The following is a 13,098-nucleotide window of genomic DNA, read 5'->3' as shown; positions in this document are numbered from 1 at the left end:
TTATTCAGCCTGCCTTTCCTTATCTGTAAGAGTTAGTGCACAAACCAAATACAACATAAGCCAACCCATCCTATAATCACAAACAAATCGCAGACCACAAAACCTGCTAACAATGGAATAAGTTCACTTTTCAAAACCCTGATCGTCATACCAACAGATGCTACAATATCGCCCGTTGCTTCCATTCCTGCATTAAAAACAACCGGCAGGATGCATATGCCTATATGAATAAAGGCAAAATACAAAATTCCTCCGCTTCTATCCATATATATTGACATTATAACTCTTTTTGTTAGTTGTAGCTAACTATAATTTCAAAATAATAAAGATTTTCTGAACCTCTAAGTTACTGGCCAAATTGCTCTAATCAAGCACCAAAAAAGCCCCCATGCGTCTATCTTCAGATTTTTATCTGTACGACGCACCGGGGCTTTCTTATATTTTAATTTCACTTAGATTTTTTTGTTGTCGGCAATAGCTGCCTGTGCTGCCGCAAGTCTTGCAATTGGCACTCTAAATGGTGAGCAGCTTACATAATCAAGTCCAATCTCATTACAGAACTCTACTGATGATGGGTCGCCACCATGCTCGCCACAAATACCTACGTGAAGCTTTGGATTAACTGGTCTGCCAAGCTTAAGTGTCATGTCCATAAGCTTACCAACACCCTCTCTATCTAGGCGGGCAAATGGGTCATTTTCAAAAATCTTCTGATCGTAGTAGGCATTTAAGAACTTACCAGCATCATCTCTTGAGAAGCCATAAGTCATCTGAGTTAAGTCATTAGTACCAAAGCAGAAGAAATCAGCTTCCTTAGCTATCTCATCTGCTGTAAGGGCTGCACGAGGAATCTCAATCATAGTACCAACCTCGTAATTAAGGTCAATGCCTGCTGCCTTAATCTCCTCATCTGCCACCTTTACAACAATTCTTTTTACGAACTTAAATTCCTTGATATCACTAATAAGTGGAATCATGATTTCAGGAACCACTTTCCAATCCGCATGTTTTTTCTGTACATTAATAGCTGCACGTATTACAGCCTTTGTCTGCATCTTAGCGATTTCAGGATATGTAACTGAAAGTCTACAACCTCTATGACCCATCATTGGGTTAAACTCATGTAGAGAATCAATCATAGCCTTAATCTCAGCCACAGACTTACCCTTAGCCTTAGCAAGCCTTTCTATATCAGCCTCTTCTGTTGGAACAAATTCATGAAGAGGTGGGTCAAGGAATCTAATAGTTACTGGATTTCCCTCAAGTGCTTCAAATAAGCCTTCAAAATCCTGCTGCTGATAAGGTAAAATCTTATCAAGTGCCTCTTCTCTTTCCTCTACTGAATCTGAAACAATCATCTCTCTAAAGGCAGCAATTCTGTCCTCTTCAAAGAACATATGCTCAGTTCTACAAAGTCCAATACCCTCAGCACCAAGCTCACGGGCCTTCTTTGCATCAGCTGGAGTATCTGCATTAGTACGAACCTTAAGTCTTCTAAATTTATCAGCCCATGCCATAATTCTTCCAAACTCGCCGGCAATTGTGGCATCCACTGTCTTAATCACGCCATCATAGATCTTACCTGTGCTACCATCAATACTAATAAAGTCGCCTTCGTGGAATTCCTTGCCAGAAAGTGTGAAGCGCTTGTTAGCTTCATCCATAGTAATGTCACCACAGCCTGAAACGCAGCACTCGCCCATACCACGAGCTACTACCGCAGCGTGACTTGTCATACCACCACGTACTGTTAAAATTCCTTCTGCTGCCTTCATACCTGTAATATCCTCAGGACTTGTCTCAAGTCTTACAAGTACAACCTTTTCACCCTTAGCTGCCCACTCAATGGCAGTTTCAGCATTAAATACAATCTTACCGCAAGCAGCACCAGGAGAGGCTCCAAGACCCTTGCCAATTGGTGTAGCATTTTTAAGAGCACTTTTATCAAATTGTGGATGAAGAAGTGTGTCAAGGTTTCTTGGATCAATCATAGCCACAGCCTCTTCCTCAGTTCTCATACCCTCATCTACTAAATCACAAGCTATCTTTAAGGCAGCCTGTGCAGTTCTCTTACCATTTCTTGTCTGTAACATGTAGAGCTTTCCAGCCTCTACTGTAAATTCCATATCCTGCATGTCCTTGTAGTGATTTTCAAGGATTTCGCACACTTCCTTAAACTGCTTAAAGGCCTCTGGGAACTTATCCTCCATCTCACTAATATGCATTGGTGTACGAACACCGGCAACTACATCCTCACCCTGGGCATTAGTTAAGAACTCACCAAACAAACCCTTAGCTCCTGTTGCTGGGTCTCTTGTAAATGCAACGCCAGTACCACAGTCATCACCCATATTACCAAAGGCCATGGACTGTACATTTACAGCAGTTCCCCATGAATAAGGGATGTCATTGTCCCTTCTATATACATTTGCTCTAGGATTATCCCAAGATCTAAATACCGCCTTAATTGCGCCAAATAGCTGCTCCTTTGGATCATCTGGGAAATCTGAACCTATCTTATCCTTGTATTCTTTCTTAAAGCTCTCGGCAAGTTCCTTTAGGTCCTCGGCAGTTAAATCAACGTCTAGCTTAACCCCTCTCTTTTCCTTCATCTTGTCAATAAGCTCTTCAAAATACTTCTTACCAACTTCCATTACAACATCTGAATACATTTGAATAAATCTTCTATAACAGTCCCAAGCCCATCTTGGATTGTTTGACTTACGAGCAATTACCTCGACTACCTCCTCGTTAAGTCCAAGATTAAGTATTGTATCCATCATACCTGGCATTGAAGCTCTAGCACCAGAGCGAACTGAAACTAGAAGTGGATTTTCCTTATCTCCAAACTTCTTTCCAGTAATCTCTTCCATCTTAAGGATGTACTCTTCAATCTGACCTCTAATTTCCTCATTGATTTCTCTGCCATCCTCGTAGTACTGAGTACAAGCCTCAGTGGTGATTGTAAAGCCCTGTGGAACTGGAAGACCAATGTTTGTCATTTCAGCTAGGTTTGCACCCTTACCACCAAGAAGATTTTTCATGTCTGCTTTACCTTCTGTGAATAAATAAACCCATTTCTTCATTTTTTACCTCCATCGTAAAAATTCATTAAAGAAATCCCCTAAAGTAGACTAACCCCTATCTTTCTAGTCTTCTCTGGGTTCATTTCATATCTAGCTATTAAATTGTTAATTAATTATCTTTCATTAGTTTAACAAATAATATGCTTAAATTCAATATCTTTCAGCAACAATATATATTATTTTTTGTAAAATAAAGACAAGTGTATTTAGTTTTTGTAAATTATCAAAGAAACATTTGCCAAAGCATTACATTTTTGATATAAAGAAATAAGAATTATAAAGGGTGGTGAATATGTTAGATATGCCAAAGGATCCAGTAATGTTACTTAGCTATGTTAATACACAGCTTAGAGATAATTATCAAAGCCTTGATGATTTCTGCAAGGCATTTGACATTAAAGAATCAGATTTAAAATATAAGCTAATGCTTATTGATTACGAATACGATATTAAGTCAAATCAGTTCGTATAATAAAAAAACAAAAAGCTGAGGTTAACCATTTTGTACAGGTAATAACTTACCAAACTCATGGTCTGCCTCAGCTTTTCTAGGCTTCGCCCTAGAATATTTCGATACACCCTCTAAAAATCCACCAGGTTTAAGTACAAGTATTCAAGAGGTTTCATACGCAAAACATTCCCTTGTAACTATATTATCGGTTTTTATATCTTTATTGTAGAGTGCTATTTATCTAGGAAATAAGCACTAAATTTTTCTTCTTGCTACAAGGCCAGTTCCATCACATTCAATAACAATAGTATCTCCTGTGTTTAAGTCTCCTGCAAGAATTAACTTAGCAACTAAAGTCTCTACTGTCTTTTGAACATATCTCTTTAATGGTCTTGCACCAAACGCAGGATCATATCCGTTATCTACAATAAAGTCCTTAGCATCATCTCTTAATTCTATCTTTAGCTCCTTATCTGCAAGTCGCTTATTAAGGTCATTAATTAAGAGATTAACAATACCTGAAATATTATCCTTAGTTAAAGGCTTAAACATAATTATCTCATCAAGTCTATTAATAAACTCAGGTCTAAAATGTGCATGAAGATCATTTGTTGCAAGCTGTCTTGCCTCATCCTTTATCTGTCCATTTTCATCAATTCCCTCAAGTAGATATTCTGAACCTATATTACTTGTCATAATAATAATTGTGTTCTTAAAATCTACTGTTCTACCAAGAGAATCTGTTACACGGCCATCATCAAGTACCTGTAAGAGTACGTTAAATACGTCAGGATGAGCCTTTTCCACCTCATCAAATAAAACTACTGAATAAGGCTTTCTTCTTACTGCCTCCGTTAACTGGCCGCCTTCCTCGTATCCAACATATCCAGGAGGCGCTCCAATAAGTCTAGACACTGAGTATTTCTCCATGTACTCGGACATATCAAGTCTTACAATATTTGACTCGTCATCAAATAGGCTCTCTGCTAAAGCCTTTGCAAGTTCTGTCTTACCAACACCAGTAGGTCCAAGGAATAGGAAGGAACCAATAGGCTTTGATGGATCCTTGATTCCTGCCTTAGATCTAATAATAGCCTCTGTTACCAAGGAAACACCTTCATCCTGACCTATAACTCTCTTATGAAGTTCTCTATCAAGATTAAGGGTTTTATTTCTCTCTGTTTCTGATAGCTTAGCTACTGGAATTCCTGTCCAACGAGAAATTATCTTAGCAATCTCTTCCTCAGTTACTGCTTCATGTACAAGGCTTAAATCTCTTTCAGATAACTTCTTTTCGGCTTCTTCTAGTCTTGCCTTAACCTCTGGTAACTTACCATACTGTAACTTAGCAGCCTTCTCTAGGTCGTAATCACGCTGTGCTGCCTGTAATTCCTTATTAACCTCTTCTAACTCTTCCTTTATCTTACTTACAGAATCTACAGATACTTTTTCTGCATCCCATTTAGCCTTCTTTGCATTAAATTCATCTCGTAGGCTAGCAAGCTCTCCCTGAAGACTAGCTAATCTATCCATACTAAGTCTATCTGTTTCCTTCTTTAGAGCTGCCTCTTCAATTTCAAGCTGCATAACCTTACGCTTAAGCTCATCAAGCTCTGCTGGCATAGAATCAAGCTCAGTCTTTATCATAGCGCAAGCCTCATCCACAAGGTCAATGGCCTTATCTGGAAGGAATCTCTCACTAATATATCTATTAGAAAGCATAGCTGCTGAAACTAGGGCACCATCTGTAATCTTAACTCCGTGGAATACCTCATATCTGTCCTTAAGTCCTCTAAGAATTGATATTGTATCCTCTACTGTTGGCTCATCTACCATAACCGGCTGGAATCTACGCTCTAGGGCAGGATCCTTTTCAATGTATTCTCTGTGCTCATCAAGAGTTGTGGCACCAATACAGTGAAGTTCGCCTCTAGCAAGCATAGGCTTTAGCATATTTCCTGCATCCATTGAGCCTTCTGTCTTACCAGCACCAACGATTGTATGAATCTCATCGATGAAAAGCACTATCTCACCATCTGAGTTTTTAACCTCATCAAGTACTGCCTTTAATCTTTCTTCAAATTCACCTCTATACTTAGCACCTGCCACAAGAGCTCCCATATCAAGGGCGAAAATCTTTTTATTCTTAAGTGCCTCTGGCACATCTCCTGCAACGATTCGCTGTGCAAGTCCTTCTACTACCGCAGTTTTACCTACACCTGGCTCTCCAATAAGCACTGGATTATTCTTAGTTTTACGGCTAAGGATTCGAATTACATTTCTAATCTCATTGTCCCTACCTATAACTGGGTCAAGCTTGCCATCGGCTGCTGCCTCCACTAAGTCTCTTGCGTACTTAGATAAGGTGTCATAAGTTGCCTCAGGATTATCAGTGTTAACGCTTTGATTACCCCTAACGCTTGCAAGCACTGAAAGGAAGGCATCTCTTGTAATTCCATAAGTCTTAAAGAGGCCCTTAATGCCCTTATTAGCGTACTTGATTACGGATAAAAATAAATGCTCAACGGATACGTAAGCATCTCCCATCTTCTTAGCCTCATCCTCTGCGCTAACTAAAACTTTATTAAGGTCACCGCTGACATATAACTGTACATTTCCAGAGACCTTAGTCTTTGCCTTAAGCAATTCCTCAACGGCTGCTAAAAAGCCTGCCTTATCTATTCCCATCTTCTCAATTAGGTTACTAATCAAGCTATCTTCAACTGTTAATAAGCAATAAAGCAAATGTTCCTGATCAATTTCCTGATTGGAATAATCGTAAGCTAGCTTCTCACAATTATTAATACTTTCCATTGACTTTTGCGTAAACTTATTAATATTCATATACACTCCTCCTTCTCATATTTCTAAAGGAAATTTCTTTCTTTAATGTTGTTATAACATTCGTTGTTAGCACTGTCAAGGCTCGAGTGCTAATTTATTCTTTTTTTATAATTAATAAGAAAATGCAGTCTAGGCCGCCACTTTACGCGACCCAAACTGCATTTAAAAGTCAATATTTAGTTACAAGCTAGATTAATCCAATCTAGATTAATCCAAGCTCCTTAAAGCCCTTATATAAGCCATCCTTATCGATATCATCTGTTACCATGTCTGCAATTTCCTTTAGCTGTAACACGCCATTTCCCATGCAAACTCCGCAGTTAACATACTCAATCATCTCTAAGTCATTATAGCCATCACCAAAGGCAATAGAATTCTGTCTTGTTACACCGGCTGCTTTTAAGTAGGCCTCAATACCGCTAGCCTTTGTAATGCCACCGATTCCAATTTCTCCGGCAACGCCTACATTTACACCATCTGGAGTAAAGGATAGACCAACTAAAGTAAATTCGTCTCCAAGGTAAGCTCCGATTTCCTTAAGGGACTTACTAGATCTATGGAAAACTAGCTTCTCCACCTTAGGATTAGCCACGATATCCTCTTCAATCTTTAATTTACCTGCTACATTTTTAAGAGGAATACCAATGCTTTCAAGCTCCTTATAGTAGTTTATCATATCCTCTTCAATAGCCGCTGGCACAACGGATTCCTTATCTGTCTGTACTGTGTAAATGATGTCGTTATCATCTAAATAGCCAAAGAGCTTTTCCTTTTGCTCTTTAGTCATGTAGTGATGATAAAGCTCCTCGCCCTTATGAATCACAAAAGCTCCTGCTCCACCAATTATGCCATCAAAGCCAAGGTCAAGTATTGACTTATCTATCTGATAAAGGCTTCTACCAGAACACACTACTGTCTCATGACCATTGGCTCTAGCAAGCCTAATTGCCTCTTTTGTAGATTCAGGGATAACACCATCAAAGCCTCTAAGTGTTCCGTCTATGTCTAAAAATATTACCTTCTTCTCCATTGTATTTCCTTTCCTATTAGTTACTGCTTCTTAGGAAATCTTCCGCAAGACTTTGCCTCCTCACAATAACCAGATACTTCGCACTTTGCCTTAAAGTAGTTATCTGTAACTTCCTTCCACTCCTCAGAGTAGTCTGCAAGTGCCTTCTTTATATCATTCATAAGCCCTCTATATTCCCAAAATGCTCTTGTACATAATCTCTGGTGAGACATATCAATAAGCATTCTAAGGTTAGTTCTAAATACCACCTTAGTTGTCATACCAAGTGGTAAAAGCATAGAACTATCTTCCTTTGCAATATCTAGAGAATTAAGCTTAGCAACTGAATCATTAATATTCTTCATTGCTTCCATATAAATCTTTTTTGCTTCTTCATTAGCCGCAATCTTAGGTGGCATAACATATTCAAAATCGCTAGCACCTGTGTAATCAATATATCTTGTTGAAGCCTGAAGTCTTGTTGGGCTTCCTCCAATATGTGTATAAAACTCTCTTATAACCTTAGCTGAATAGCCATCGATTATCATATATACTTGAGGATATTCTAAAACTCTACCATGTCCTGAATTAATACAAGATAAACCTCTCTTGTAGTTCTTCGTAGCATCACTTGTATCGCCACCCCAACATACACCAGCTTCCATGCCCATAAGCTGAATAGGGTTCTTAGCTGTCATTTCTTGAATAATTATTTTACCCATATCTATTTCTCTCCTATTTCTTTTTTCTGCTTGCTTATATTAACATAAAAATCTAATTTATAAAACTCTCTTAATTATATAGTATATAGTATATAGATAGATTTTTGTTAAATAAAAAGAAAAATATTTTTAGATTGCGATACATTTTCCAAATTCTAAAAAATTGGGCCAGTTGCCTGACCCAATAAAATATAAGAAAAAAGTATAAGTAATAATTAGTCTAAATCTTCGCCATTAGTTGCGATTACCTTCTTGTACCAATCGAAGGAATCCTTCTTAGATCTAGATAAATCGCCTGTTCCATCGTCGTACTTCTTTACGTAAATGAAACCGTATCTCTTAGCCATCTCACCAGTTGAAGCTGAAACTAAATCGATACAACCCCAAGGTGTGTAACCCATTAAGTCAACGCCATCAGCAACGGCTTCTCTCATCTGCTCGATGTGCTGTCTTAAGTAGTCAATTCTATAGCTGTCGTGTACTGAACCGTCTTCCTCAAGTACATCCTTTGCACCAAGGCCATTTTCAACAACCATAAGAGGAATCTGATAACGGCTATAGATTTCGTTAAGAGAGTATCTAAGACCCTTAGGGTCAATCTGCCAGCCCCAATCTGAAGCCTTAAGATATGGATTTGGAATACCCATAATAATATTACCCTTGCCAGCCTGCTTATCTGGATCAGCAGAATAGCAGTTTGACATGTAATAGCTAAATGTGTAGAAGTCCACAGTACCATTCTTTAAGATTTCATCATCTCCTGCTTCCTTCTTAATTGTGATACCCTTCTCTTCAAAGAATCTATCTGCATAGTAAGGATATTCACCACGTACCTGAACATCAGAGCAGAACCAGTTCATCATCTGCATAGCTCTCTGTGTTCCAACCACATCATCAGGATTACATGTTAGTGGATACATTGTTGCGAAAATGTTCATATCACCCATCTTGACTTTTGGATAATTATCATGAGCATATTTAACAGCAAGTGCACTAGCAACAAACTGATGATGAAGACCCTGGTAACGAATCTGTGGTTCGTCAGGGATTTCATTCATAGCTGCGTTAACACCTTTAACACAACCAAGAGAAAGTACAGCACCCATTGGCATTGTACCTGAGTTAATCTCATTAAATGTTAAGAAATACTTAACTCTATCAGCGTATCTATCAAGAAGTGTCTTAGCATATCTTACATAGCAATCAATAACTTCTCTAGAATACCAACCATTATATTTTTCAACTAAAGCATATGGAATTTCATAATGAGAAATTGTAATAAGCGGTTCGATACCATACTTAACACATTCGTTAATTACGTTATCGTAGAACTCTAAGCCCTTCTCATTAGGTGTTTCTTCCATACCTGTAGGGTAAATTCTTGTCCAGTTAATTGAGAATCTAAATGTCTTAAATCCCATTTCTGCAAAGAGGGCAATATCCTCTTTGTAATGATGATAAAAATCTATCGCCTCATGACTAGGATATAAAGTATTTGCTTCTATTGTAGTTGTAAGTCTCTTTGGATTAGTATGAGAACCATTAGTACACATATCTGAAATAGAAGGTCCTTTACCATCTAAATCCCAAGCTCCTTCAAACTGGTTAGCAGCTGTAGCGCCACCCCATAAAAAATCGTCTCTAAACTTCTTCATATAAGAAAATAATCTCCTTTCTATTTCATCCATCTTATTTTTGATATATTCCACTTTTGTGAAATTTTTATCTATCATTTTTTAAATAAACCGGCGGGGCATAAACCTCGCCGGTTTAAACTCATTTTAATTATAATTATTATTCTTTATCTTAGAGTAATGTAATTAAATCAGCACCAACTTCTGAATTCTTAGCATCTGTTGGGATGATATCTGCATATTCATCTGAGTTAGAAATGATAACTGGTGTATCGATCTTATAACCTGCTTCCTGAATTGTAGCAATGTCGAATTCAAGTAATAAGTCGCCCTTCTTAACCTTGTCACCCTGCTTAGCCTTTGTTGTAAAGCCCTTGCCGTCTAACTTAACTGTATCCATACCTACATGGATGAGGATTTCTGCACCATTAGCTGTCTTCATACCGATAGCATGTCCTGATGGGAAGAATACTGTGATTTCGCCATCAGCTGGAGCATATAACTTGCCTTCTGTTGGAACAATTACAAGTCCCTTACCTAAAGCGCCTGAAGCAAATGCTTCATCTGGAGCTTCTGAAAGATCCTTGATTTCGCCCTTAATAGGAGCTGCAACTACTTCGCCCTTAGCAGAGCCTGTTTCAACCTTCTTAGCAGGAGCCTTAGGAGCTGAATCCTTGTAGAAGATTAATTCTGAAATAGCACCTAAAACGATTGCTGCAACTGAAACAATGATTGCAATTATCATACCATTTGTTGCATTTGAATGTGTAATAAATGCTGTGTAACCAAATACACCCATACCTGCCATTGTGTATGCTCTAACGCCTGAAGCGATTAATACTGCACCACCGATACCAGCGATTGCACAAGTTCTAAAGAAAGGAGCTTTCTTAGGTAATGTTAAACCATAGATAGCTGGCTCTGTAACACCACAAACACCTGAGATGATTGCAGCTGGAGCAAGTCCCTTAATCTTCTTATCCTTTGTCTTAATCCAGATACCGATACAAGCACCTGTCTGAGCAAATGTTGTAGCAAACATAGCTGCAAGAATTGTATCAGGCTGACCTGCATTAATAGCAACCATAGCAACTGGAACTAAAGCCCAGTGTAAACCGAACATAACGAGTATCTGCCAGAAGAAACCAACAAATAAACCGTAAATAATATTGTTAAATCCTGCAATAGCATTAAATGCTGCACCGATCCAATCAGCAAGAAGTGCTGATACAGGTCCGATAACATAGATTGTCATAACGAATGCGATAAAGAGTGTAATTAATGGAACAAAGAATGTCTTAATTACATCTGGAATAATCTTAGCGATATACTTTCTAATCCAAGCAGCAAAAGCAACACCACAAATAATAGGAATAATTGAACTTGTGTAGTTACCTGAGCTTGGCATTGTTACTGGAATACCAAATAAGCTGTCAATTGCATATCCTGATGTTGTTGAAAGATAAGGATAAATAATTGCACAACCAAGTAATAAACCTTCGATTTCAGGCATCTTAAATTTCTTAGCTGCTGTATAACCAATGATTGGTGGTAAGAAATAGAATGCTGAATCACCAAGTGAATAAAGAATATTATAAGTTGCATCTGTTCCATCTGATGCTAACACACCAATAGCTGCAAGGAGTGCTAATACGCCCTTAATAATACCCATGGCACATAAAACGCCAAGGAAAGGTGTGAAACAACCTGTGATAATACCGATAAATGCATTGAAAGGATTAACCTTTTGCTTTGGTGCATCTGGATCATCTTCTGCCTCTGCTGTTGCAAGGCTTTCTAGGTGTCCTACTTCAACAACTGTCTTGTAAACATCAGGTACATGATTACCAATTACTACCTGATACTGGCCACCACTATTAAGTACTGTAACAATACCATCTGTGTCCTTTAAAATGTCTGTGTTTGCCTTAGATACATCCTTTAATGTAAATCTAAGTCTTGTTACGCAATGTGTAACATTTGCAATGTTACTTTTGCCGCCTACGTTCTGAATAATAATTCGAGCGAGGCCATCATACTTACTTGCCATACGGTCCTCCATTCTAGGTAATGTAAAAACCCCTTTAAACATTCCCTAAATAAATAATAATATTTTTTCGACTTATATATAAATGGGTTACCCCATTAAAAAAACCCGAAAGGGCGCAATAGTACAAGCGAAAAACATTCCGCTATATTACTGGTCCTTCCGGGTTTTGCCGACATAACTCGTAACAATCCCTAAAGATTAATTACATATAACTATAATATTACAAAATAGATATTAAGTTTTTGACTCCTTCACAATTCTTGCAATGTGTACAGTTAAGTACACCTTCTCTTCTTCAGAAGCTGTGAAGTTTAACTTCTTACTTAAGTATTCAATTATCTTTCCAGCACATCCATATTCCTTTTTATAGTGCTTTTGTATTCCCTCTAAGAATAACTCATCATCTTCACTATAAACCTTTCCCGCGATAGCTCTTTGTGTTAAGAACTTGAGGTGGGTAATGAAACGTTCATAACTAATTGAATCATCATCAATATTTATACCTAAAGTATACGTAACGATATTAACCACGTCTTTGATAATGGCGGGTAAATCTGATGTGGTACGCATATCTCCATCTGTTTCTGCGTTAACAATATGAAGTGCTATAAAGCCTGCCTCATCTTCCGGCAGTGCAACCCCAGTTGCCTCCTTTACTAACTTAACCGCTTGCTTTCCTATATCAAACTCTGCTTTATAAAATTTACTAATTTCCCACAAGAGTTCATTCTGAAAAACAATACCTTTCTTCCCTCTCTCAATTGCAAAATTGAGATGATCCGTAAGTGTTATATACACATTACGATTTAGATGTCTGTTCAATTGCAACTTCGCATTATGAATAATCTGGTTAGCTAATCTAACGTGCTCATAAGGCATCTTACTTACTAATTTTTCATATTGGCTTGCGTTCTCAGCCGGCAGGTGGAAAATCTTTTCAATCTTTTCCTTATCAATAACTTCGCCGTGTTTCTTGCCAAAACCAACGCCCTTGCCCGTTACAATTACTTCGCTACCATTATCAAAGGAGCTTACTACATTGTTGTTAATAACCTTCTCTATAACCATAATACCAAAAAAAGACTAGTATTATACACGAAAAACTACTTCGTTACTTTTATAAGCAACATTCTTAAATAGCCTCGACGTACAATCCAGTCTTGCCTTCCTAAAAGTAACAATCTGTTCATCACATCTTGGTTATATTGTATATTATTTTTCCTTTTTAGTCAAGTAGTTCGTTGATTTTTCACAAATGAAAGTTGAGTTATCAAATACATATATCAATCATAATGTAACATA

At 37.8% G+C, this 13,098-nt stretch carries 9 protein-coding genes; 1 reads left to right on the top strand and 8 read right to left on the bottom strand.

The annotated features are described in order from the left end of the window. Positions 1–32 precede the first annotated feature (32 nt). Together BLQ66_RS03560 and ppdK are read right to left on the bottom strand one after the other, a co-directional pair. Positions 33–266: a DUF6796 family protein gene (locus BLQ66_RS03560; RefSeq protein ID WP_180364682.1), complete on the bottom strand. Its 234-nt coding sequence runs from the start codon at positions 264–266 to the stop codon at positions 33–35. Positions 267–452: 186 nt separating this feature from the next. Further along, positions 453–3,086, bottom strand: a complete 2,634-nt coding sequence (ppdK, locus tag BLQ66_RS03555) for a pyruvate, phosphate dikinase (protein ID WP_074520946.1) — start codon at positions 3,084–3,086, stop codon at positions 453–455. Positions 3,087–3,378: 292 nt separating this feature from the next. Between ppdK and BLQ66_RS03550 the strand changes: the two genes are divergently transcribed. Continuing rightward, the gene (locus tag BLQ66_RS03550) at positions 3,379–3,558 is read left to right on the top strand and encodes a DUF4250 domain-containing protein (protein ID WP_074520945.1); all 180 of its coding nucleotides are present in this window, start codon (positions 3,379–3,381) and stop codon (positions 3,556–3,558) included. A 234-nt stretch (positions 3,559–3,792) separates the two neighbouring features. Here BLQ66_RS03550 and clpB read toward each other — a convergent pair whose 3' ends face one another. The 6 genes from clpB to licT form a co-directional block, all read right to left on the bottom strand. Continuing rightward, complete coding sequence (gene clpB, locus BLQ66_RS03545) at positions 3,793–6,381, bottom strand: ATP-dependent chaperone ClpB (RefSeq protein WP_074520944.1); 2,589 nt, start codon at positions 6,379–6,381, stop codon at positions 3,793–3,795. A gap of 202 nt (positions 6,382–6,583) precedes the next feature. Next, positions 6,584–7,411: a Cof-type HAD-IIB family hydrolase gene (locus BLQ66_RS03540; protein ID WP_074520943.1), complete on the bottom strand. Its 828-nt coding sequence runs from the start codon at positions 7,409–7,411 to the stop codon at positions 6,584–6,586. A gap of 20 nt (positions 7,412–7,431) precedes the next feature. Further along, positions 7,432–8,112, bottom strand: coding sequence for an FAD-dependent thymidylate synthase (locus BLQ66_RS03535; protein ID WP_074520942.1), 681 nt, complete (start codon positions 8,110–8,112; stop codon positions 7,432–7,434). Positions 8,113–8,327: 215 nt separating this feature from the next. Continuing rightward, complete coding sequence (locus BLQ66_RS03530) at positions 8,328–9,767, bottom strand: glycoside hydrolase family 1 protein (RefSeq protein ID WP_074520941.1); 1,440 nt, start codon at positions 9,765–9,767, stop codon at positions 8,328–8,330. Between the two features lie 151 nt (positions 9,768–9,918). Beyond that, the gene (locus tag BLQ66_RS03525; protein WP_074520940.1) at positions 9,919–11,796 is read right to left on the bottom strand and encodes a beta-glucoside-specific PTS transporter subunit IIABC; all 1,878 of its coding nucleotides are present in this window, start codon (positions 11,794–11,796) and stop codon (positions 9,919–9,921) included. 234 nt (positions 11,797–12,030) lie between these two features. Continuing rightward, positions 12,031–12,864, bottom strand: coding sequence for a BglG family transcription antiterminator LicT (gene licT, locus BLQ66_RS03520; protein ID WP_074520939.1), 834 nt, complete (start codon positions 12,862–12,864; stop codon positions 12,031–12,033). Positions 12,865–13,098 lie beyond the last annotated feature (234 nt).

This window comes from Lachnospira pectinoschiza, assembly GCF_900103815.1.
Lineage (GTDB): Bacteria > Bacillota > Clostridia > Lachnospirales > Lachnospiraceae > Lachnospira > Lachnospira pectinoschiza_B.
The sequence above is the reverse complement of the archived record's forward strand: the minus strand, read 5'-3'. Positions and strand labels throughout refer to the sequence as shown.